This is a genomic window from Erythrobacter sp. WG, from assembly GCF_026586795.1.
GTDB lineage: Bacteria > Pseudomonadota > Alphaproteobacteria > Sphingomonadales > Sphingomonadaceae > Erythrobacter.
Window position 1 is genome coordinate 37,512 of record NZ_JAPFGY010000018.1, and the last position, 23,545, is coordinate 61,056.

The window sequence follows — 23,545 nt, forward strand, 5'->3', positions numbered from 1 at the left end:
CCCATTACCCTTAGCTGTGATCGGCGATCAGAACGTCACGCGCGCCGTGATGTTGAAGCGGCGACCGAGCACGTCGTAGTTCGACGGGAAGGTGTTACCGCTGTTCGCGCCGGTGGAGCCGACGTTGCTGCCGGTCAGCGGCGGATCACGATCGAACAGGTTGGTAACCACCCCGATGAATTCGAAGTTCTCGGCAACGCGGAAGCGAGCCGAAAGATCGAAGTAGTGGTAGGCACCAATCCTGTTGAAATCCTCGGTCGCGCCCACGAACGGGGTCGTGCCGGTGATCGTGCCCCGGAAGATGTTCCGCGTCGCGGCAGTGAAGCCACGGGCGATGAAATCATCTGCCTGACCCTCGTATTCGACCGGGTGGATGTAGCGCCACAGGAGCGACAGATCGACCGAGCCGAAGGTCAGCGTGGTACGCTGCTGGAAGGAGAACTCGGGCGCGATGTTGCCGACCGTCGGGCCGCAGTTCACGCTGAAGTAACCCACGCAGTTGCGATTGAACGACGTCGGCGACGCACGGAAGAACAGGCTGTTCGTCCAGTTGCCGATGAAGTTCAGGTTCAGCCCGACCTTACCGATCTGACGGCTGTAGTTCATCGTCAGGTCGATACCGTCGGTCTCGAAGCGGCCACTGTTCGACAGCAGCAACGGAAGACCGAAAGTATCCGCCGGCGAACCCGAAAGGCTGCCATCCGCGGGGCTGCGGCGGATGGTGTTGCACGCCGCGGTATTCGCCGCCGCTGCCGACACCGACGCCGGGTTGGTACCGAAGCAGGCGGCAATCACGTCACCGGGCGCCGGCTGCGTGATCGCGTCATTCACCTTGATGTTGTAGTAGTCCACCGAGAGCGTGAAGCCGTCGAACAGCGCGCCCGGGCTGATCACAGCACCGACCGTGAAGGTGTCGGCCGTTTCCGGACGGATGTTGGGATTGCCACCCTGTTGCGACTGCGCCTGACCGGCGGCCGGCGCAGGGATGCGCCCGATGGTCGCCGCCGGCGCACCCTGCGCAAGACACACCGCCGTCAGGCCGGCGTTGCCCACAGGCGCGGCGCCTTGGCACGGATCGACGGCGAGGTTGGTGAGGAGGATGTTAACCGGCGAGAACAGCTCCGCGATGTTCGGCGCACGCACGGCGCGCTGATAGTTGCCGCGGAACTTCAGGTCAGCAACCGGCTCCCAGCTACCGCCGACCTTCCACGTCGTAGTATCGAAGTTCGGATTGTTAGCCGCTTCGACGCTGTACGACGAATAACGAATGCCGGCTTCGAGGGTCAGCGATTCCGCGAAGGGAACGCCGGCAAGGAGCGGCGCGACGACTTCGCCGAACACTTCCTTGACGTCGTAGCTGCCGGTGAACGGGGGTACGGCACCGCCCGCGCCACCGAGTTCGCCCGGGACAGCAGCAAAGTTGTCAGGGATGCGCTCGTAACCATAGTCACGATATTCCGCACCGACCGCGTAAGAGATCGGTTCCGCGCCCGCAGAAAGACTGCCGAAGTCCCCGGTCAGGATGGCGCGGGCTTGCGAGAGACGATTCTTGATCGTGATCGTGCTCTGCCCCGCAATGAAGGCAACCTGCGCAGGGCTGATGCTCCCCGACGGACCGAACAGGTTGAGCGGGACGCAGCCCCCGGTGGTGACGGTGCAGGTGTTGGGGTTGGTCGCATTCAGGGCCTGCTGAACGCGCGAGCGCAAGGTGTAGCCCGACTGGATCTGGACCAGATCGCTCTCACCATAGGCACCCGAGATATCGAGGCGCGTGCGCTCGTCGATATTGACGCGCATGCCGGCGCGATAGTCGAAGAAGGTCGTCGTGAAGTCCGAAATGCGCGGCCCGAGCTCGACCGTGCGACGGAACACCGCAGGCAACACAAGCGCCGGGTTGTTGTTGCACGCCGCACCGAGCGCGATCCCGTTGGCCGTGCAGATCTGGTCACGCACGCCAGCCGGAAGGAACGGGTTGTTGCCCGGGATCGTCAGACGCTCGCCGAAGATGCCGGACGGCGCGATGATCGTGTCGATTTCATTCTTCGAGAAGATCGCCCGCCCATAGACCTCGATCGTGTCGGTCAACTCGTAGTTGGCGGCCGAGTACACGTTGAAACGGCGGGAAGGAGTCTGGAAGATGTTGAAGGGGTTGAAGTTGAAGCCCTGGTATTCGGGCACCAGCTGGGTGCTAGCCGGGTTCAGCTGAAGACGGGTGCCACCAAGCGTGACCGTCGTCGGAACCGACGTCGGAGAGGACCCTGCGCCACGACCGGTCAGGCCGTTGACCTCGAAAACCGAGATGTCCCGCGCGCCCTGGAAGATGGCGTCGATTTCCTGGTAACCCAGGCTCAGCACGGCGTTGCCGCGGCCGTCGTCGAAGTTGGCGCCAATGGTGATGTCGGCGGTGAAGGAGTGACCATCACCCTCTTCGGTGATGCCGTTGGACACCTGCGCGAGCAGACCCGCGAAGTCCTTGCGGGTGATGAAGTTGACAACGCCCGACACCGCGTCGGCGCCGTAGGTGGTCGATGCACCGCCGGTGAGAACCTCCGCACGCTGCAGCAGCGCGACAGGGATGTTGTTGAGGTCGACGGTCCCCAGCTGGTTGGCAGTGACGAGGCGGTCACCGTCGAGCAGCACGAGGTTGCGCTGAGCACCGAGGCCGCGCAGATCGACGGTCGCGAAGCCGCCGTTGCCGTTGTTGGTCTGAGCGCCGATGCCCGGCACCACACCCGGCAATTCGCGGATCACCTGCTCGGTGCTCTGGATCGCGCGAAGCTGGAGTTCGCTCTCGGCCACCACGTTGACCGGGCTGGACGACTCAAGGTTCGCGTTGCGGATCAGCGAGCCGGTCACCACGATTTCGCCGGAGGGAGCAGAAGCCTCGGGCGCCTCGGTGGCGACGTCAGAGGAGTCCTGTGCCAGTGCAGGCTGCGCGATTGCAGCGCAGCCGGCGATGAAAGTGGTCGCCATCAAGCGCGATCGAATTTGGTACTTCATCTGAGCCCTTTCTTGCTTGCCCATACAAGTTGCAATACGACGCGTGGCGTCGCAGCCCCCACACGAGCTATCGCGCCAGCTAATCCATGTTGTCCCGCGGCTGCAAATGGGCGATGCATTCCGAAAGAAGATTGCAACATATGTGTTGCAGCCGAGTCACAAGTTGAGCAGGAGGGCGTCATGCGAATGGGTGCTGACTTCTTCGGGGTGCGAGGCGGGAAATGGCGGGATTGATCCATAAAGCAGTGGCTGTGTCCGCGATGGCCGCCATGTCCCTGGCGGATAATGATAAGAATCAGGCGGAACGACTGGTCGATGCCCTGGCGCAATGCCAGAAGATCGAGGCGGCCGATCAACGCCTCGGCTGCCTCGACGCCGCTGCGGACGCGATCCTCAAGGCCCGCGAGAAACGCGAAGTGGTGATGATCGATCGCGAAAGCGTCCGCGAGGCCAAGCGCTCCCTGTTCGGCTTCTCTCTACCGAAGATCAGGCTATTCGGTCGCGGGGATGGAATCGAGGATGCCGAACCCGAGGTCGAATCGATCGAAAGCACCGTCACTGCGGTCAGCCGCGACAGAAGCACGCTGTCGACCTTCAGCCTTGCCAATGGCACGCAATGGAGATCCACGGAAACCATGCGTGTCCAGCCCAAGGCCGGCGACGCGATCCGGATCGATGCCGGCATACTGGGAAGTTACCGTGCCAGCGTGCGCGGCATCAGCGCAGGCAAAGTGAAGCGCATCAAGTAATCCTTTTTCCGGCAGTCGGGCACGGCGGCGGTTCGCCGATGCCGCGATCACGTCGTCGCTAGGCGCCTGCGAAGGCAGCGATGGATCGGTGCGGCGCGCGGTCCTGCCGGATTCGGCTCGCAAAATCCTTGGCACCAGGCCCAGCGGTTGCTGCTGGCCCGGGCGACCGACCCGCGAGCGGCGCGCATCCGCATCCCCTTCACTTCAGGTTGTTGCAGTTTAGCAACAATTGTTTCGCATCCGTGGCGGCGCGACTGTTCGCGCTGGAAAATCCGGCCTCCCGACGGCAAACAAGGATACAGGAGCGACATATTGTTGCGCGCCAGCCATCCAGGGGACTATTTGATGAAGAGCTTGACGGTCATCGGCCGCCGTATCGGCCTGTATTCCAGCGTGGGCATTGCTGCCATCGCGCTGGCGGCTCCCGCCTTCGCGCAGGACGTTCAGGGTTCGACCGACCAGAACACTGCCGTTGAAGAAACCGATTCGACCGAGCAGCCCACGGGCGCCATCATCGTGTCGGGTACGCGCCTCAACCGCCCGAACCTCGACGCGACCGTGCCGATCACATCGTTGACCGGCGCCGAACTGACCCAGACCGGTAACGTCAACCTCGGTGACCGTCTGGCGCTGCTCCCGCAGTTCCGCCCGACCTTCACCAGCCAGAACTCGGGCCGCTTCATCGGCACCGCGGGCCTTTCGATCCTCGACCTTCGCGGGCAAGGCACCCAGCGCACCCTGGTGCTGCAGAACGGCCTGCGCCACGTTACCTCGCAGCCGGGCCAGGCGACCGTCGACGTTTCGACCATCCCCGTCGACCTGATCGAGCGTGTCGATATCATCACCGGCGGTAACTCGTCGATCTACGGCTCGGACGCCATCGCGGGTGTTGTCAACTTCGTCCTGAAGCGCAACTTCGAAGGCGTGCGCGTGCGCGTGCAGAACGGCATCTCGGACGAAGGCGACGGCAACAACTTCATCGCCGCCGTGACCGCGGGGACAAACTTTGCGGACGGCCGCGGCAACATCGCCGTCAGCCTCGAGTACAACAACAACGATCCGATCTTCTTCAGCCAGCGCGGTTATGCCGGTGCCTTTGACGGCCGCCGCCAGTTCCAGCTGGTGCAGGACACCTCGGTCACTGGCCCGAACCGCACTCCGGAGCCGGCATCGGGTGATGGCATTGCCGACAGCCAGCTGATCGAGCGTATCAAGAACATCGGTATCTCGACCGGCGGTGCCTTCACTTCGACCTGCCAGGGCACCACGGGCGTACGTGCGGCCACCAACTGCGGCGGCGTGTTCAACGCGCTGGGCACGTCGCAGTTCGGCAACGTCTTCGTCTTCACGCCCGAGGGCAACCTCGTTCGCAACGTTGTGGAGCGCGACTTCCGGACCTTCGGTTCGGGTAACGCGCAGGGTGGCCTCGGCTCGACGCTGCGTGAAACCGGCCTGCTCCAGACCGGCAACACCCGCTATGCGGCCAACCTGCTCGCGAGCTTCGAAGTGTCGGACGCCTTCCGTCCGTACATCGATGCCAAGTTCGTCCGGACCGAATCGCTCCAGGAAGGTCAGCCGACCTTCTTCCAGGGCTCGGGCGGTCTGCTCGGCGTGACCTTCTCGATCAACAACCCGTTCCTCACCACCCAGGCGCGCAACCTGCTGGTCAACAGCCTCGGCACGGGCACGACCTTCACGCTGCAGCGCTTCAACACCGACTTCGGCGGGCGCGGCGAAAACCACGAGCGCGATCTCTACCGCGTGGTCGTCGGCGCCGAAGGCAGCTTCTTCGACACCTGGAAGTACAACGTCGCCTTCAACTACGGCCGGGTCGAGACCTACTACGAGACCCAAGGGAACGTGCTGGTCGCCAACTACCAGCGCGCCGTCAACGCGGTCCGCAACACCGCCGGTCAGATCGTCTGCGCCGTCAACGCCGACGCTATCACGACCAATGACGATCCGGCGTGCCGTCCGCTGAACCTGTTCGGCACCGGCGCTCCTTCGCAGGAGGCTCTGAACTACATCCTCTACACCTCGAGCCGCAACCAGTGGTCCGAGCAGCTGAACGCGATCGCATCGGTTTCGGGCGATCTCGGCAAGCTCTTCGAACTTCCGGGTGGCCCGATCGCCTTCGCGCTCGGCGGCGAATGGCGCAAGGAAGACAGCTTCTCGGCCTTCGATGACGTGACCCGCACCGGTCTGACCTTCCTCAACGCGATCGGCAACTTTGCACCTCCGGCGCTGGAAGTGCGTGAAGTGTTCGGCGAAATCCGCATTCCGCTGCTCGCCGACATGCCCGGCTTCCAGGAGTTGACCATCGAAGGGGCGGGCCGTGCGTCCGACTACAATTCGGGGGCGACCGGGACGATCGTTTCGTACAACGCCGGCGGCGTCTGGGCTCCGTTCGACGGTCTGCGCTTCCGCGCCAACTATGGCCGCGCGGTCCGTGCTCCGACTCAGGGCGACCTGTTCGGCGCGCGTTCGCAGACCTTCCTCAACGGTCTTGTGGATCCCTGCGGTCAGCAGAACATCAACGCGAACCCGAATCGCCGCGCAAACTGCGCAGCGGCCGGTGTCCCGACCACCCAGACCTTCAACGGCGTGACCGAACCGTTCACCAACCGTGCGGCCTCGGGCATTTCGGGCGTTTCGGGCGGCAACCCGAACCTCTTCGCGGAACAGTCGGACAGCTGGACCGTCGGTGCGGTGTTCACGCCGAAGTTCCTCCCGGGCTTCACGATGAGCGTCGACTGGTACTCGATCAAGCTCGAGGACGCGATCAACACGATCGGCGCCCAGACCGTGATCAACCAGTGCTATGACGATCCGGGTGGCATCAACAACCAGTTCTGCGCTGCGGTGTTCCGCAACCCGAACGGGACCTTCCGTGGCCAGACCAACGTCTTGAACGGCGGTGAGACGATCAGCTTCAACACCACCGGCGACGGCGTGTCGTTCATCCAGGGTCCGTTCAACTACGCCCGTCAGGAGACGAGCGGTATCGACCTCGACCTGGGCTACAACACTTCGATCGGCGACAACTGGCGCCTGTCGGCCCGTGCGATCGTCTCCTTGCTGCTTGACCGGAATGTGTTCACCTCGGTCACGGACCCGAACTTCCTGACCCGCGAGCGTTCGGTGCTGGGCAACCCGGAGTGGAACGGTCAGCTGAACGTGACGGTGGGCTACAAGAACTTCGACCTGCTCTACAGCCTGCGCTACCTGAGCAAGCAGACGATCAACAACTGGCGCACCCAGAATGTCGAGCAGGGCCGTCCGCCCGAAAACCTCGACGCTACCTCGCTGGTCTACTACCCGGCTGCGACCTACTCGGACATCCGCGCTTCCATGCGGATCAACGACAAGCACAGCTTCTTCCTCGGGGTGGACAACCTGTTCGATCGCTTGCCGCCGTTCGACCTGCTCGGCGACGGTGCCGGTTCGGCAATCTTCCCGAACATGGGACGCTTCTTCTACGCGGGCGTTACCGCCAGCTTCTGATAGCGCTCCAGCGCCACAGACAAGGAAAGGCCCCGGTCATCCGGGGCCTTTTTTTGTGCCCGGCTGTCGCAGCGCGCTGCGCGGCGGACGGGACATCCATAACCTTGATCAGGGTCATGTTCGTTTATTGGCAGGTAGCGCCAGATGGTTCGCAGTTTGCGATAGTTGCCCCGATTGGTTGCGAACGTGCAACGCCAAGCAATGCTGCGATAGGCCGAGTGGGCTGTCGCGTGACGCATCCTCCTCCACGAGCCTAAGCCTCTCCCCGGGCGGCATTCCCGCCAAATTCCTTTGCCGCTGCCGCTGCCCGTAGCCGGAACAGTCGGCCCGGCCTTTGCGCACTTGATGAGAACTGAGAGGTTTCTGCGATGTCATTCCTTCCTGCAGCCCCGAGCCTGCGAGCCGGCGTCGGCCTTGCGGCCCTCGCCCTCGCCTTCCCTGCCGTGGCGCAGACCGGGCAAGTACAGGTCCCCCCCGAAGACGCCGCCGCCCCGACGGTCGACGAGCAACAAACCAGTGCAGAAGGCACGACGGCCGAAGGCGGAGCGATCACCGTCACCGGTTCGCGCATCCGGCGGCCGGAGCTGGTCGGCCTCGAGCCCACCCTGTCGATCTCGGACGAGTACTTCCGTGATCGCAACCTGACCAACGTCGGCGACGCACTCAACGAACTTCCCCAGTTCCGTGGCAGCGTCACACCCCGCGGCGTGCAGTCCTCGTTCGGCAACGGGGTGAACTTCATCAACACCTTCGGCCTCGGCTCGAACCGCACGCTGACGCTGGTCAACGGCCGCCGCGTCGTGTCCTCGAACCTGCCCTCGCTGTTCGGCCCCGGTGGCGCGGGCGTGCAGGTCGATCTCAACATCATCCCCAGCGTGCTGGTCGATCGCATCGACAACGTTTCGGTCGGCGGCGCGCCGGTCTACGGCTCCGACGCGATTGCGGGGACGGTCAACATCATCCTCAAGAACCGCTACGAAGGCCTCACGCTCAACGCGACGAGCGGCATCACCAGCCGTGGCGACACGTTCAACTACAATGTCAGCGGCGTTGCTGGCAGGAACTTCGACGAGGGCCGCGGCAACGTCACCCTCGCGGTCGCCTACGACAAGGCGGACGGGCTACGCGCCACCAGGCGCAAGCACCAGCGCGACAATCTCGGCTTCCTCAACAACTGCACAACGGCGGGCACCACCACACCGATCAACGACGGGCGGGTCAACCCCAACATCGGCTGCAACACCGGCGCCAATGACGGCATTCCGGCACGCATCCTCTTCCGCGACCTGCGTTCGCCGTTCCTGTCGCAGAGCGGCGTGATCCTCAGCCCCGACTTCGACCTCATCGGCTTTCAGTTCGGCGAGGGCGGGAACCTGATCCCGACCGAGCCCGGCACCCAGCTGACCGGGTTCTTCCAGTCGGGCGGCAACACCTACAACACGGTCGACCAGACAAACCTGACCTCTGATCTGAAGCGCTTTACCGTCAACGGCTTTGCCTCCTACGAGATCACCGACGGGGTCGAGTTGTTCTTCGAAGGGCTCTACTACAAGGCGCGCTCGAAGGAGGAAGGCAACAACCCCTCGTTCAACACCTTCGTCTTCGATCCCGACACCAGCGGCGGCCTGACCTTCGACACCGCCACGACGCCGTTCATCTCGCCCGCAACGCGCGCCTTCCTGCTCGGCCAAGGCTTTGACACCTTCAACGTGTCGCGCTCGAACGAGGACCTGTTCGACAACGGCGCCCGCTCCGAGACCGAGTTGAAGCGCGGCGTGGTGGGCGTGCGCGGGGACTTCGGCGCGTTCGGCCGTTCGCTCAACTACGAGGCGAGCTTCAACTACGGCACCAACAGGATCGACAACTTCCAGCAGAACATAAACCAGCAGCGCTTCATCAATGCGGTGAGCTTCACCCAAGGACCGAACGGGCCGGTGTGCACCGCCACGCCGCCGGTGCCGGTCGCGCCGGACCAGCCTGTCCAGCCGATCGCGGATGCCAACTGCGTGCCGCTAAACCTCTTCGGCTTCCGCGCTGCAAGCCCCGAGGCGCTCGCCTATATCCGGGAAGACACGATCGAAGCCGCGAACATCCGGCAATACGTCTTCAACGCCAACGTGGGCGGCGATCTGTTCGACCTGTGGGCCGGCCCGGTCGCCTTCAACATCGGCTACGAGCACCGTGACGAGAAGGCGAGCTTCACGCCGTCGAGCTTCACGCAGAACGGCGGCGGCCGCGGCGCGGCGATCGCCCCGACCCGCGGACGCTACAACGTCGACGAAGTGTTCGGCGAAGTGCTCGTCCCGCTGGTTTCGCCGGAGAACGGGGTGCCGCTGATCAACTCGGCGGAGGTGTTCGGCCGCATTCGCTACGTCGACAACACCGTCAACGGCGGGTTCACCTCCTGGGCTGCAGGCGGGAAGATCGAGATCCTCCCCGACATCGGCCTGCGCGGCAACTTCACCCGCTCGTTCCGCGCACCGGCGATCACCGAGCTCTTCCTGCCGCAGAGCCCGACATTCGAGCGCCCCACGGACCTGTGCACGGCGCAGGCCCGCAACGCCGGACCCGCGCCCGACATTCGCAGCCGCAACTGCAACGCCTTCCTGCAGGCGACCGGCAACAACTCGGCCACCTACACGCTGCTCGCGGCGCAGGCTTCGGTCGCGGGCCTGTCCGGTGGCAATCCGAACCTCGAGAACGAGAAGGCGGACAGCTACACCTTCGGCACGATCATCCGACCGCGCTTCGTGCGGGGCCTCACGATCACCGCCGATTACGTCAACATCAAGATTTCGGGCCCGATCGCGAGCCTGGATTCTGACGATCTGGCGCGCGGGTGCTTCGACAACCCCAACTTCGACCTCGACAATCCCCTCAACGGCAACACCTTCTGCAACGCGCTTGGCTTCGGTGCGGACGGGCAGATCCCGAACACCCCCACCAATCCGGCGGTGCGGACCGGCTTCGTCAACGGTCAGCAGATCAAGTTCCAGGGGATCACCGGGGCGGTGGACTATGTCACCAGCCTCTCGGGACTGGGGATCGGCGGCGCGCTGCGGCTCGGAGGCGATATGCTTTACGTGCGCCGGCGGGTAGACGACATCACTGGGGTTGCGCCGCAGCGTTCGGACGGTATCGTCGGCGATCCAGAGTTCTCCGGCCAGGCTCGGGTCGTCTACTCGGCGGATCGGTGGGGCTTCGGCACCTATGTCAACTACACGGGTGAGCAGCTGATCTCGCGCTTCAACCGCGGGCCGAGCCCCAACGACACGCGCGAGTTCGACCAGTACGACGACTTCGTCACGGTGAACGCGAACATCTTCTTCCGGACCGCGGACAACTTCCGTCTCAACATCGCAGTCACCAACCTGTTCGACCGGATCGGCCAAGGGTACTTTGGCTTCATCATCCCGGGCTCAATCAACGACGATATCGGCCGCCGCTTCTCGGTGAGCGTCAGCAAGGAATTCTGACCGACCGCGTCGCACACCGAAGCACAGGAAAGGCCCCGGGAGACCGGGGCCTTTCGCATTTCAGCAGGAGCGCGGCGTCAGGCGACCGTCATCGTAAGCGCCCCGTCGCCCTCATCGATCTTCAGCGTGCTGCCATCGGAAAGCCGCCCTTCGAGCAGCATCTCGGCGAGCGGGTCCTGAAGGTAGCGCTGCACCGCACGCTTCAGCGGCCGGGCGCCGTAGACCGGATCGTAGCCCACCCGGCCGAGCCAGCGCAGTGCGGCATCGGTGAGGTCGAGCGTGATCTTGCGATCCGCCAGCAGCTTCTGCACCCGCTTGACCTGGATCTCGACGATCGGCGCCATGTGCTCCTGCCCCAAGCGGTGGAACAGGATGATCTCGTCCAGACGGTTGAGGAATTCGGGCCGGAAATGCCCGCGCACCACGTCCATCACGTCCTTCTCGACGCTGGCGACCTCGGCCCCGTCGGGCAGGTTGGCGAGATATTGGCTGCCGAGGTTGCTGGTGAGGATGATCAGCGTGTTGGCAAAATCCACCACCCGGCCCTGCCCGTCGGTCAGGCGCCCGTCATCGAGCACCTGGAGCAGCACGTTGAAGACATCGGAATGCGCCTTCTCGACCTCGTCGAACAGCACCACCTGATAGGGGCGGCGGCGCACCGCCTCGGTCAGCACCCCGCCCTCTTCATAGCCCACATAGCCCGGAGGCGCGCCGATCAGGCGAGCGACGGCGTGCTTCTCCATGAACTCGCTCATGTCGATCCGCACCATCGCGCTGTCGTCGTCGAACAGGAAGCCGGCGAGCGCCTTGGTGAGCTCAGTCTTGCCGACACCGGTGGGGCCCAAGAACAGGAAGGAGCCCAAGGGCCGACCGGGGTCTTGCAGACCGGCCCGCGCGCGGCGAACGGCCTTCGACACGGCCTCAATCGCCTGCGACTGGCCGATCACCCGCTTGCCGAGGATTTCCTCCATCGCCAGCAGCTTTTCGCGCTCGCCCTCCATCATCTTGTCGACCGGAACGCCCGTCCAGCGGCTGACGACGCTGGCAATGTCCTCTTCGGTCACCTCCTCGCGCAGCATCGCGTTGGCGGCCTGGCCCTGCGCTTCGGTGAGCTGCCGCTCCAGTTCGGGGATGCGCCCGTAGGAAAGCTCCCCGGCCTTTGCGAGGTCGCCTTCGCGCTGGGCCTGGTCCAGCTCCAGCCGCGCGGCGTCGAGCGCTTCCTTGATCTTGCCTTCGGCCGCGATCTTGTCGCGCTCGTTCTGCCAGCGGGTGGTGAGTTCCGCCGATTGCTGTTCCAGATTGGCGAGGTCCTCGCGCAGCGCAACCAGCCGATCCTTCGAATTCCGGTCGGTCTCCTTCTGGAGCGCCTGTTCCTCGATCTTGAGCTGGATGATCCGCCGGTCGAGCGCCTCGATCTCCTCGGGCTTGCTCTCCACCTCCATGCGGATGCGACTCGCGGCCTCGTCCATCAGGTCGATCGCCTTGTCGGGGAGGAAGCGGTTCTGGATGTAGCGGTCGGAGAGCTTCGCGGCGGCGACGATCGCGCCATCGGTGATGCGCACGCCGTGGTGGAGCTCGTACTTGTCCTTGATGCCGCGCAGGATCGAGATCGTGTCCTCGACCGTGGGTTCGGCGATGAACACCGGCTGGAACCGCCGCTGGAGCGCGGGGTCCTTCTCGACGTATTTCTGATACTCGTCGAGCGTGGTGGCGCCGATGCAGTGCAGTTCGCCGCGCGACAAGGCGGGTTTCAGCAGGTTCGAGGCATCCATCGAGCCTTCGCTCGCCCCCGCCCCGATCAGGGTGTGCATTTCATCAATGAAAAGAATGATCTGGCCCTCGGCATGCTTGACCTCGTCGAGCACGGACTTGAGCCGCTCCTCGAACTCGCCGCGGTACTTCGCCCCGGCGATCAGCGCGCCCATGTCGAGGCTCATGAGGGTTCGGCCCTTGAGGCTGTCGGGAACGTCGCCGTTGGCGATCCGCAGCGCGAGGCCTTCGGCAATCGCGGTCTTGCCGGTGCCGGGCTCGCCGATCAGCGCCGGGTTGTTCTTGGTGCGGCGGGCGAGGATCTGGATGGTGCGGCGGATCTCCTCGTCGCGGCCGATCACCGGATCGAGCTTGCCGTCGCGCGCCGCCTTCGTCAGGTCGCGCGCGAATTTCTGCATGGCGTCATAGGTGCTCTCGGCACCCGCGGAATCCGCCTTCCTGCCGCCGCGCAACTGTTCGATGGCGGTGTTGAGAGCCTGCGGGCTGACCCTGGCGGCCTTCAGGGCCTCGCCAGCGGCGCCTTGCGACAGGGCAAGCGCGGTCAACAGGCGCTCTACGGTGACGTAGCTGTCGCCCGCCTTGTCAGCAAGCTGCTCGGACTGGTCCAGCAGCCGCACGGCATCGTTGTCGAGCCCCGGCGTCGCCTGGGCACCGCTGCCGGTCACTGCCGGAATTTTCGAAAGGCCCGCATCGATGGCAGTCGCCGCGAGCGGGGCGTCGCCCCCGGCGCGCTGGATCAGCCCGGCGGCCATGCCCTCGCTGTCCTCGAGCAGCGCCTTGGCGATGTGCAGCGGCGTGATGCGCTGGTGGTTCATCCGGATCGCGACCGTCTGCGCGGCTTGCAGGAAGCCCTTCGCCCGGTCGGTGAATTTTTCGAGATTCATCTGGTCCAACCCCTCCAATGGTTGCCGCCCGGAAATAGTGTTGCACTTTAGCAACACAAGCCCCGCCCCGACAAAATTTATACGCCAAGGTGTATTAGTCAGATAGGTGGGCTCGCCAGCATCCCGCCGCAAGGGGGCACTGCCGTGCTTGACCTTGCGCGGACGCCAAGCGATTGAAGCGCCACAGGGTTGGAGAGAATCCCGGATGAACTGGCTGAAGTACGGCGCTGTGGCGCTGGTGGGCGTGCTCGTGCTCGCGGTGGCGGCGCTCGCCACATGGGAGCCGTTCCTCGCGCGATCCGCCGCGCGTGCGCCGGGCGGCACCTACAGCGCCGAGATCGTCCGCGACGAATGGGGCGTGCCGCACATCTACGGCAAGACCGACGCGGACGTCGCATACGGGGTCGCCATCGCCCATGCCGAGGACGATTTCTTCACCCTCCAGGACGTCGTCGCCATGGCGCGCGGTCGCTACGGCGCCATCGCGGGGGAGGACGGCGCGAAGATCGACTTCGCCTACCACCTCCTCGACGCACGCGGCACGGCGGAGCGCGAGTATCCCAAGCTGCCCGCCGACACCCGCGCCCTGTTCGAGGCCTATGCCGCAGGGCTCAACCAATATGCGAAAGACCACCCGGCCGAGGTCAAGCTGGCGAACCTCTTCCCCGTCAACGGTACCGACGTGGCGGCGGGCTTCGCGCTGCGCCAACCATTCTTCTTCGGCCTCGATTCCGTGATCGGCCCCCTCGTGTCGGGCGAGCCGCTGCGCCGCGAGCACGGTCCGGACATCCCCGGCTTCCCGAGGCCGCCTCTGCCCGGCGCCGACCCCGTCGCGGCGGCGGCGCCGAGGCAGGCGCGCATGCTGGTTCTCCCGACCGGCGAGGATGCCGAACACCTCGGCTCCAATGCCTTTGCCGTCGCGCCGCAGAAGGGCGGCGGGACGACGACCCTCGTTTCCAATTCGCACCAACCCTATCGCGGCGGGGTCGCGTGGTACGAGTTGGTCGTCGAAAGCGGCGAAGGCTGGCACTTCGCGGGCGCCAACTTCCCCGGCTCCCCCTACCCCTTCCTCGGCCATAACGAGCATCTGGGATGGACCAACACGGTCAACACGCCGGACATGATCGACGTCTACAAGCTGGAGCTCGACGATACCGGCACGCGTTACAGGCTCGACGGCAAATGGAGACCGCTCGAGAGCCGCACGGTCACGCTTCCGGTGAAGCTCGGCCCGCTCGTCCTTCCGATCCGCCGCGAGGTGCTGCGCTCGGTCCACGGCCCGGTCATCAAGAACAAGGACGGCGCCTTCGCCATCCGCTACGGCGGGATCGGCGCGTTGCAGCAGCTCGATGCCTATTACCGGCTCAACAAGGCGAAGACTTACGCGGAATGGCAGGGGCAGCTGTCCCGCCTCGCCATCCCTTCGACCAACTTCATCTATGCCGACAAGAAGGGCACCATCGCCTTCGTCTACAACGCCGCGATCCCCGACCGGCCGCAGAACGTGCAGGCGAACTGGCGCGGCGTGCTGCCGGGGAACCGCTCCGACCTGATCTGGCAGGGCCACGTCGCCTTCGTCGCCCTGCCGCAGATCGTGAACCCGGCAAGTGGGTGGCTCTACAATTCGAACAACACGCCCTTCACCGCCGCTGGCGAGGGCAGCGACCTTAATCCAGCCCGCTTCGCGCCGGCGATGGGGATCGAGCTCAAGCAGACCAACCGCTCGCGCCGCGCCTATGCCCTGCTCTCGCAGGCTGGCGTGCTCGACCGCGCGGCGCTGACCCGCATCAAGTACGACACCGGTTATGCGCGCGAAGGCTATGTCGCGCGGCTGTTCGATGCGCTCGACCGGATGCCGGCAGGCGGGCCGCTCGGCACGGCGCGCGATCTCTTGCGGTCGTGGGACTTCGACGCCGACGGCAAGGGTGCCGCCGATTCCATCGCGCTCCTGATGATCCGCGATTTCATGGCGGCCGATTACAACAACAAGCCGTTCCCCGACGTCGCCGAGAAGCTGCAGGCGGCGAGCGACCATCTGATGACCCACTTCGGCCGCCTCGACCCGCCGATGGGCGATCTGCTGCGCCTGAGGCAGGGCAAGATCGACCTGCCGATGGACGGCGGATCGGACACGCTGCGGGCGGCGACCACATGGGATGTCGACCCCGACGGTCGGCTCAACCTCAAGCACGGGGACAGCTTCATCATGTGGATCGAATGGGCGCCCGGCGCGCGCGTGGTCTCGCGTTCGGTCCAGCCCTACGGCGCGGCGACCACCCGGCCGCGCAACCCGCATTACACCGACCAGATGAAGCTTTTCGTCGAACACGGGCTGAAGCCCGTCCACTTCTGGCGCGATGATCTGCTGGCGCAAGCCAGCAGCACGCGGCGAACCACCGTCACCAACGCGCGCTGAGAGGCGCCTCCTCCTTATCCGATTCAGCCACCGGAGCCTTCGTCAATGACCCACCGTTTTGCCGCTGCCAGCCTTTCGGCCATCGCCCTTGCGCTCGCCGCGCCCTTTGCGCCCGCCGCTGCGCAGACCAAGCCCGCCGCCGCGCCCGCCGGCCCGCAGGCCACCGCCGACCTGCCCTCGCTCGTCAAGCAGGTGCAGATCCCCTACGAGGAGTTCCAGCTCGCGAACGGCCTCACGGTGATCGTCCACGAGGATCGCAAGGCGCCGATCGTCGGCGTCGCCGTGTGGTACAATGTCGGTTCGAAGGACGAGCCCGCCGGCAAGACCGGCTTTGCGCACCTCTTCGAGCACCTGATGTTCAACGGCTCGGAAAACGCGCCGCAGGACTACTTCCAGTACCTCGCCGAGATCGGCGCGACCGATTACAACGGCACCACCAATTTCGACCGCACCAACTACTTCCAGACCGTCCCCCGCCCGGCGCTCGAGCGCGCGCTGTGGCTGGAGAGCGACCGCATGGGCTACCTGCTCGGCGCGATCACCCAGGAGAAGCTCGATAACCAGCGCGGGGTGGTGCAGAACGAGAAGCGCCAGGGCGACAACCAGCCCGGCGGCCTCGTGTTCTACGAGGTGCTGAAGCAGCTCTTCCCCGAAGGCCACCCCTATCGCCACAACGTGATCGGCTCGATGGCCGACCTCGACAGCGCCTCGCTCGAGGACGTGAAGACCTGGTTCCGCGACAAGTACGGCCCCAACAACGCGACCCTGGTGCTGGCCGGCGACATCTCGCCTGCCGAGGCGCGCCCGCTGGTCGAGAAGTATTTCGGCCCGATCGCGCGCGGGCCGGTGAACAATCCGGCGCAGGCCGCCGTGCCGACCCTCGCCGCCCCGGCGCGCACGATCATGAAGGACCAGGTCGCCGCGACCGTGGTGCAGAAGTACTGGCCGGTGCCCGGCATCACCGACAAGGACCGCACCGGCCTTGCGATGGGCGCAGAGATTCTCGGCGGTCTCGCCTCGAGCCGGCTCGACGAGATCCTGGTCCGCAACGAACAGCTCGCCGTGCAGGTCTCGGCCGGCACCTTCGACTTACAGCGCGTCGGCGCGGTGACGGTCACGGCGGTGCTGCGGCCGGGCGTCGATCAGGCGGTGCTCGAGAAGCGCCTCGACGAGGTGATCGCCGACTTCATCGCCAAGGGCCCGACCGAGGACGAGGTGCGCCGCGCCGCGACCAGCAATGCCGCGCAGATCATTCGCGGGCTCGAACAGGTCGGCGGCTTCGGCGGCAAGGCCGTGGCGCTCGCGCAGGGCAAGGTGCTGGCGGGCGACACCGCCTTCTACGCCAAGGACCTCGATCGCCTCGCCAAAGTCACCCCGGCCGAGGTGCGCGACACCATGGCGCGCTGGCTGAACCGCCCGGCCTTCACCCTCGTCCTCCAGCCGGGCGCGCGCGATGCGACCTACGAGGAGGCCGCCTCGGTCGCCAAGGCGGACGCCAACGCCTCGGCGCGCGATCGTTCGGCCGAAACGCTGACCGTGAGCGTCGAGCGGCCCAAGCCCGCCCTCGCAGGTGAGGCGAAGCTCGACTTCCCGACGCTCGAGCGCGCGACGCTCAAGAACGGGATGAAGGTCACCTATGCGCGCCGCACCGCGGTGCCGGCGACCTATGTGGCGATGAGCTTCAATGCCGGGTCCGCAGCCGATCCCGCGGACAAGGCCGGCCTCCAGTCGCTCGCCATGGGGCTGTTCGACGAAGGCACCGCGAAGCTGACCTCGCAAGCGATCGCCGAGGCAGGCGAGCGGCTAGGCTCCGATATCTCGGCCGCCGGCAGCGACGACCGTTCGACCTTCACCCTCTCGGCGCTGACGGCCAACCTCGCCCCCTCGCTCGACCTGCTGCGGCAGGTGATCCGCGAGCCGGCCTTCAACCCGGCCGATATCGAGCGGGTCCGCAACCAGACCCTCACCGGCATCCGCCAGTCGATGCGCTCGCCGCAGGGCATCGCCCAGCGCACCCTCACGCCCGAGGTCTTCGCCAACAGCCCCTATGGCGGGGTGAGCACGGTGAAGAGTGTCTCGGCGATCGCCCGCGATGACCTCGTCGCCTTCAAGGACCGCTGGATCCGCCCCGACAACGGCGAGGTCTTCGTCATTTCGGACAAGCCGCTTGCCGAAGTGGTCAAGTCGCTGAACGCCGCTTTCGGCGACTGGAAGGCACCCGCCGCGCCCAAGGGCACCAAGCAGTTCGCCGCGACGGGCGCGACGAAGGGCAACCGCATCATCCTCGTCAACCGGCCCAACTCGCCGCAGAGCGTGATCGTCGGGGCGCAGATCACCCCGCTCAAGGCCGGCGAAGATGCCTTCATCGCCTTCAACAGCGCCAACAACTCGCTGGGCGGCAACTTCCTCTCGCGGCTCAATATGAACCTGCGCGAGACCAAGGGCTGGAGCTATGGCGTGCGCGGCGGCACCTCGGCGCGCGAGAATGCGGTGCTCTACAACGTCTCGGCCCCCGTGCAGGCCGACCGCACCGGAGAATCGCTCGCCGAGATGATCCGCGAGACCAAGGAGTTCCTGACCGTCAAGGGCGTGACGCCCGAGGAGCTCGAGCGCAACATCGCCTCGGAGGTCGGCGCGCTGCCGGGCCGGTTCGAGACCTCGCCGGCGGTGCTTGGCGCGATGCAGAGCAATGCGCTGTTCGGCCGGCCGGACGATTATCAGGAGAAGCTCGCCGGGATTTACGCCAAGCAGACCGCCGCCAGCCTCGACGCTGCAGCCCGCGCCGCGATCAATCCCGACAGCTTCGTCTGGGTGGTGGTCGGCGATGCCGCAAAGGTGCGCGCCCAGCTCGAACCGCTCGGCCTGCCGATCGAGCAGCGCGAGATGGAGAGCGAGTGATCATCGCCATGTGGGCGCGCTTGAACCGGATTCCGGTTGAAGCGCGCTGACAGCGGTGTAAATAGCGCCAACCAAGTGCCGGGTCGCCGGAGGCCTGCACGTAACCCAAGGGAGTTGGATATGTCCGTTGCAGGTACCTACAAGACCACCGTCAAGAGCCCGATGGGCGACCAGACCGGCACGCTCAAGGTCGTGCCCGATGGCGACAGCTTCACCGGCTCGATGGTCGGCAGCCTCGGCTCGATGGACATCACCGACGGCAAGGTCGAAGGCAACACCATCAAGTGGCAGATGAACATGGTCGTGCCGATGCCGATGACGCTCGATTGCGAAGCGACCATCGACGGCGACACGCTGACCGGCTCGGTCAACGCGGGCGCGTTTGGCGCAATGCCGCTGTCGGGTACCCGCGAGGCCTGATCGGCTCTCCCTGAGAGGCACGAAAAGCCGCCGGAGTTCGTGCTCCGGCGGCTTTTTCGCGCGCTGCACCGGGCGGCCGGATTGCCTGCGTTCAGCATTGTCCTGTATCACTCAGGCGAGTTCGCCACCGGGGGAGACGACCCGCCATGAAGACCACTATCGCCGCCGCCAGCACCGCAACCCTCTTGCTCGGAGCCTGCGTTACCGTGCCTGCAAGCCACCCCCTGACCGGTTCGCAGTGGCAGCTTGTGTCGATCGACGCCTCGGGCAGCACCACCGCCCTCAACCCGGAACAGCAGGCGCGCCACACGCTGGCTTTCGGCGAGGAGGGCGCGGCGCAGGTGAAGCTCGACTGCAACCGGGGCCGCACCACCTGGATCGCAGGCCAGCCGCGCGACGGGGCGAGCACGATCACTTTCGGCCCCGTCGCGAGCACCCGGATGATATGCCCGGAGCCCAGCTTCGGCAACCAGCTGGCGAGCGCGCTGGGCTTGGCGCAACGCTTCAGCCGCTCATCGGATGGCCGCAAACTGGTGATCGAGGCGCCGGACGCGCGCCTCACCTTCGTTAACGTGGACTAGGGCGCGCTCAGCGGTTCGCGCGCCCCTCGATCAGCCGATCGACCAGCGAGGGATCGGCGAGGGTCGAGGTGTCGCCCAATGATCCGAAGTCGTTCTCGGCGATCTTCCTGAGGATGCGGCGCATGATCTTGCCCGAGCGGGTCTTGGGCAGGCCATCCGTGAAGTGGATCACATCCGGCGTGGCGATCGGGCCGATCTCCTTCCTGACGTGCGCCTTCAGCTCCGCGAGCAGCGCGTCGGTGCCCTGCTCGCCGGCGTTGAGCGTGACGTAGCAGTAGATGCCCTGCCCCTTGAGATCGTGCGGATAGCCGACCACCGCGGCCTCGGCGACCTTGGGGTGCAGCACCAGCGCGCTCTCGACCTCGGCCGTCCCCATGCGGTGGCCCGAGACGTTGATGACGTCGTCGACCCGGCCGGTGATCCAGTAGTAGCCGTCCTCGTCGCGCTTGCAGCCGTCGCCGGTGAAGTACTTGCCGGCATAGGTGGAGAAGTAGGTCTGCACGAAGCGGTCGTGATCGCCGTAGACGGTGCGGGCCTGGCCGGGCCAGCTGTGGGTGATGCACAGGTTCCCCTCGGTCGCGCCTTCCAGCACAGCGCCTTCGTTATCAACCAGTTGCGGGCGGATACCGAAGAACGGCAGGCCTGCGCTCCCCGGCTTCATGTCGTGCGCGCCGGGGAGCGTGGTGATCATGCAGCCGCCGGTTTCGGTCTGCCACCAGGTGTCGATGATCGGGCAGCGGCCTTCGCCCACCACGTCGAAATACCAACGCCAGGCCTCAGGATTGATCGGCTCGCCGACGCTGCCCAGCAGCCGCAGCGAAGCGCGGCTGCGGCTCGTAACGTGCTGATCGCCTTCGCGCATCAGGGCGCGGATCGCGGTGGGGGCTGTGTAGATGATGCTGACCTGGTGCTTGTCGACCACGTCCCAGAAGCGCCCGTGATCGGGGTAATTGGGCACGCCTTCGAACACCACCGCGGTCGCCGCGTTGATGAGCGGGCCGTAGACCACATAGGAATGCCCGGTCACCCAGCCGATATCAGCGGTGCACCAGAACACCTCACCCGGCTGATAATCAAAGATATAATGGAAGGTCGTCGCGGTCCACACGCCGTAGCCGCCGGTGGTGTGGAGGACGCCCTTGGGCTTGCCCGTGGAGCCGGAGGTGTAGAGGATGAACAGCGGGTCCTCCGCGGCCATCACCTCGCAGGGGCAATCGGCGTCGTGCGCGACATCCTCGAACCAATGGTCGCGGCCCTCGCGCATCGCGACCTCGCCGCCGGTGTGGCGGACCACCAGCACGGCCTCGACGTTGGTTTCGTGCACCGCAAGATCCAACGCGGCATCGACATTGGCCTTCAGGGGCACGTGCCTGCCGCCGCGCAGCCCCTCGTCGGCGGTGACGACGAAGCGGCTGCCGCAGTCCTCGATCCGCCCGGCGAGCGCTTCGGGGGAGAAGCCGCCGAACACCACCGAATGGACCGCGCCCAGCCGTGCGCAGGCGAGCATCGCGACCACGCCTTCGAGGATCATCGGCAAGTAGATCGTCACCCGGTCTCCCTTGGAAACACCCAGCGATTTCATCGCGTTGGCCATCCGCACCACCTCGCGGTGGAGCTCGGCATAGGTGAGGCTGCGCGCCGGGGCGGCGGGATCGTCGGCCTCGAAGATCAGCGCCGTGCGGTCGGCGTGGTCAGCCAGATGCCGGTCGACCGCGTTGTGGCACAGGTTGAGCTGGCCGTCCTCGAACCAGCGGATCGCCACCGGACCGTAGGACCAGTCGCCCCCCACGCTCGGAAAGCGCGACCAATCCAACCGCCGCGCTTGGTCGAGCCAGAAGGCGCCGGGCTCCTCCACCGACTGGCGGTACATCTGCGCGTACTGTTCGGGCGTGCAGTGGGTGGGGGTGTGCGCCTCGGGTCTTTCGACGGCGTGGATCATCTCGACTCTCCCTTTTTTCAGGCCCCTTCTAGCGCAGGCTATCAGGGGTGCGCTTTGGGACAAAGGTCTTATGCCGCGCCGATATGTTTCACGTGAAACATCGGTTCTGCGCACCCCCTGGGGCGGGTCTGAGGGGGGTCTGGAGGGGGTCTGGAGGAGGGCAAAGGGGGGTCTGGCGCCACCTTTGCGCCGGCAAGCATCCCCCTGACGCAAAGCGCCCCGCCGGCCGCGACCGGGCCGGCGGGGCGCTGCCGCGCACAAGGCTCAGAAGCGGTAGCTGAGCCCGGCGCTGATCAGCCACGGATCGAGCTTGTGCTCGGTCTCGATCGCCAGCGTGTTGCCGGCGAACCAGCGCGCGGTGGTGCCGATGAAGTAGCGCTTCACGTCGACGCTGAGGCCCAGCCCCTTGTCGCCGATCGGCACGTCCAGCCCGGCCTGGAGCGCCGCGCCGACCTCGTTCGAAAGGGTCGTGCGCGTCACCCCCAGCGGGAGCGTCGCCGCGCCCGGATCGTCGGCGACCCACAGGAACAGCGCGGGCCCCGCACCGACATAGGGCTTCACGCCGCCCAGATCGAAGTGATACTTCACCGTCACCGTGGCCGGGATCAGCTTGGCATCGGCGACCAGTTCCGCCCCAGCCGGCACGCCCGCCGTCGCATCGACATCGTGCTGGGTGATCCCGGCGATGGTCTCGATCGAGACATTGTTCGACACGAAATACTCGATCGCGATCGTCGGCGTCACATTGTCGTTCGCCTTCGTCTGGGTCGTCGCCGGCAGGCGCGGCAGGTTGACGTTGATCGCCTCGATCTTGCCGTCAGGCGCCACATAGGTGCCGAGCAGCTTCACCTGCACGTGGCCCGCCCGGTCGGGCGCGTCCTGGGCGAGCGCAGGGGTCGCGGCCAGCGCCATCGCGGCGCCGCCGAGCATCAGTATCGTCTTCATTGTCCCGTCCTCTTCACGCAGCAGTGGCCGCCAACCGGCCCAGGGTTCTTGCTGCCTGTGACGGGGCGGATAACCGCGGATCGCCGGGCGCCTCATTGATCGGGATCAAAGACCTTTGGCCGCGCGTCGACCATTCCCGGCTACATCATGGCGACGCTCAGTCCCTCCACTCCCGGCACCGGGCCCGCGATCTCGCTCGCGGCGTTCCGCGCCGCGCTGCCGCCGGGCACCGGCGAGGGCGCGGTCGCGGACCGGCTCTGCGCGATCGGAACGGGCCTGCACCGCGAACGCGGAGAGGAGCTTCCGCCCGACCGCCACGAGGACCGGCTGGTATGGATCGCGAGCGGATCGGCCAAGCTTGTTGCGCCGCACGCCGCGGCCGCCGGCACGGCGGCGCCGCCGGGCGGGCAGGTGCTCGCCTTCCACTTCGCGGGCGATCTCGTCTCGGTGCTGCGCTGGAGCGAGACCGAGGCGTGGGGCGGGCTGCGCCTCGTCGCGCTGACCCCGTGCGATCTCGTGATCTTTCCGGCCGACCGCTTTCTCGATGCAGCGCAAGCCGATCCGGTGGTGCTGCGTTCGGTGCTGACGCGCAGCCTTCAGGCCGTCCACCGCACGCAGACCCGGATGATGCAGATCGGGCACAAGTCGGCAGCTGCGCGGATCGCCGATTTCCTCGTCTCGATGGCCGAGCGGCTGGCCGGGCAGACCGAGGGTCCCTGCACCTTCGCCCTGCCGATGAGCCGCCGCGACATCGGCGACTCGCTGGGCCTCACCATCGAAACCGTCAGCCGCCAGCTTACCGAACTGCGCGAGGCGGGGCTGGTGACGACCGAGGGGCGTTCGGGCGTGGCGCTGTCGGATGTCGGCGCGCTCGCCCGGATCGCGGGGCGCGGCGCCAGGGAAGAGCCCGGCAAAATCTGACGCGAATTTGATTTCGGTCAAACACACGGGGTCTAGCGGCGC

The 23,545-nt window shown here is 66.0% G+C and carries 12 protein-coding genes; 8 read left to right on the forward strand and 4 right to left on the reverse strand.

What is annotated here, in order from left to right; all coding sequences use genetic code 11:
• Window positions 1-27: 27 nt before the first annotated feature.
• Complete coding sequence (locus OPU67_RS10495; protein ID WP_267619488.1) at window positions 28-3,000, reverse strand: TonB-dependent receptor domain-containing protein; 2,973 nt, start codon at window positions 2,998-3,000, stop codon at window positions 28-30.
• A 221-nt stretch (window positions 3,001-3,221) separates the two neighbouring features.
• Between OPU67_RS10495 and OPU67_RS10500 the strand changes: the two genes are divergently transcribed.
• The 3 genes from OPU67_RS10500 to OPU67_RS10510 all read left to right on the forward strand — a co-directional run bounded on the left by OPU67_RS10500 (window position 3,222) and on the right by OPU67_RS10510 (window position 10,729).
• Entirely contained in the window at window positions 3,222-3,749 is a 528-nt protein-coding gene (locus OPU67_RS10500) for a hypothetical protein (protein WP_267619489.1), read from the forward strand.
• 147 nt (window positions 3,750-3,896) lie between these two features.
• Complete coding sequence (locus tag OPU67_RS10505; protein ID WP_267619490.1) at window positions 3,897-7,253, forward strand: TonB-dependent receptor domain-containing protein; 3,357 nt, start codon at window positions 3,897-3,899, stop codon at window positions 7,251-7,253.
• Between the two features lie 368 nt (window positions 7,254-7,621).
• Window positions 7,622-10,729 carry a TonB-dependent receptor domain-containing protein gene (locus OPU67_RS10510; protein WP_267619491.1) on the forward strand — a complete coding sequence of 1,036 codons (3,108 nt, stop codon included), beginning with the start codon at window positions 7,622-7,624 and terminating at the stop codon, window positions 10,727-10,729.
• Window positions 10,730-10,806: 77 nt separating this feature from the next.
• On the opposite strand, the gene clpB is transcribed toward OPU67_RS10510, so the two are convergent.
• On the reverse strand, window positions 10,807-13,383 hold the full coding sequence (gene clpB / locus OPU67_RS10515) for an ATP-dependent chaperone ClpB (RefSeq protein ID WP_267619492.1): 2,577 nt from the start codon (window positions 13,381-13,383) through the stop codon (window positions 10,807-10,809).
• 205 nt (window positions 13,384-13,588) lie between these two features.
• Here clpB and OPU67_RS10520 point away from each other — a divergent pair, with 205 nt between their 5' ends.
• The 4 genes from OPU67_RS10520 to OPU67_RS10535 all read left to right on the forward strand — a co-directional run bounded on the left by OPU67_RS10520 (window position 13,589) and on the right by OPU67_RS10535 (window position 19,698).
• On the forward strand, window positions 13,589-15,799 hold the full coding sequence (locus tag OPU67_RS10520; RefSeq protein ID WP_267619493.1) for an acylase: 2,211 nt from the start codon (window positions 13,589-13,591) through the stop codon (window positions 15,797-15,799).
• A 45-nt stretch (window positions 15,800-15,844) separates the two neighbouring features.
• A complete protein-coding gene (locus OPU67_RS10525) occupies window positions 15,845-18,697 on the forward strand; it encodes a M16 family metallopeptidase (protein ID WP_267619494.1) in 2,853 nt (950 codons plus the stop codon).
• Between the two features lie 120 nt (window positions 18,698-18,817).
• Window positions 18,818-19,117, forward strand: a complete 300-nt coding sequence (locus tag OPU67_RS10530) for a hypothetical protein (protein WP_267619495.1) — start codon at window positions 18,818-18,820, stop codon at window positions 19,115-19,117.
• Between the two features lie 146 nt (window positions 19,118-19,263).
• Window positions 19,264-19,698, forward strand: a complete 435-nt coding sequence (locus OPU67_RS10535; RefSeq protein ID WP_267619496.1) for an META domain-containing protein — start codon at window positions 19,264-19,266, stop codon at window positions 19,696-19,698.
• A gap of 7 nt (window positions 19,699-19,705) precedes the next feature.
• On the opposite strand, the gene acs is transcribed toward OPU67_RS10535, so the two are convergent.
• Both acs and OPU67_RS10545 read right to left on the reverse strand, forming a co-directional pair.
• Window positions 19,706-21,637 carry an acetate--CoA ligase gene (gene acs, locus OPU67_RS10540; RefSeq protein ID WP_267619497.1) on the reverse strand — a complete coding sequence of 644 codons (1,932 nt, stop codon included), beginning with the start codon at window positions 21,635-21,637 and terminating at the stop codon, window positions 19,706-19,708.
• 264 nt (window positions 21,638-21,901) lie between these two features.
• Window positions 21,902-22,582 carry an OmpW/AlkL family protein gene (locus tag OPU67_RS10545; RefSeq protein WP_267619498.1) on the reverse strand — a complete coding sequence of 227 codons (681 nt, stop codon included), beginning with the start codon at window positions 22,580-22,582 and terminating at the stop codon, window positions 21,902-21,904.
• Between the two features lie 147 nt (window positions 22,583-22,729).
• On the opposite strand from OPU67_RS10545, the gene OPU67_RS10550 reads away from it, so the two are divergent.
• Window positions 22,730-23,503 (forward strand): helix-turn-helix domain-containing protein, encoded by a 774-nt coding sequence (locus tag OPU67_RS10550; RefSeq protein WP_267619499.1) that lies wholly within the window; start codon window positions 22,730-22,732, stop codon window positions 23,501-23,503.
• Window positions 23,504-23,545: the final 42 nt, after the last annotated feature.

Coding starts and splice junctions, on each gene's coding strand:
- OPU67_RS10545 (WP_267619498.1), bottom strand. CDS start 22,582: ATGAAGACGATACTGATGCTCGGCGGCGCCGCGATGGCGCTGGCCGCG.
- OPU67_RS10495 (WP_267619488.1), bottom strand. CDS start 3,000: ATGAAGTACCAAATTCGATCGCGCTTGATGGCGACCACTTTCATCGCC.
- OPU67_RS10520 (WP_267619493.1), top strand. CDS start 13,589: ATGAACTGGCTGAAGTACGGCGCTGTGGCGCTGGTGGGCGTGCTCGTG.
- clpB (WP_267619492.1), bottom strand. CDS start 13,383: ATGAATCTCGAAAAATTCACCGACCGGGCGAAGGGCTTCCTGCAAGCC.
- OPU67_RS10550 (WP_267619499.1), top strand. CDS start 22,730: ATGGCGACGCTCAGTCCCTCCACTCCCGGCACCGGGCCCGCGATCTCG.
- OPU67_RS10535 (WP_267619496.1), top strand. CDS start 19,264: ATGAAGACCACTATCGCCGCCGCCAGCACCGCAACCCTCTTGCTCGGA.
- OPU67_RS10510 (WP_267619491.1), top strand. CDS start 7,622: ATGTCATTCCTTCCTGCAGCCCCGAGCCTGCGAGCCGGCGTCGGCCTT.
- acs (WP_267619497.1), bottom strand. CDS start 21,637: ATGATCCACGCCGTCGAAAGACCCGAGGCGCACACCCCCACCCACTGC.
- OPU67_RS10525 (WP_267619494.1), top strand. CDS start 15,845: ATGACCCACCGTTTTGCCGCTGCCAGCCTTTCGGCCATCGCCCTTGCG.
- OPU67_RS10530 (WP_267619495.1), top strand. CDS start 18,818: ATGTCCGTTGCAGGTACCTACAAGACCACCGTCAAGAGCCCGATGGGC.
- OPU67_RS10500 (WP_267619489.1), top strand. CDS start 3,222: ATGGCGGGATTGATCCATAAAGCAGTGGCTGTGTCCGCGATGGCCGCC.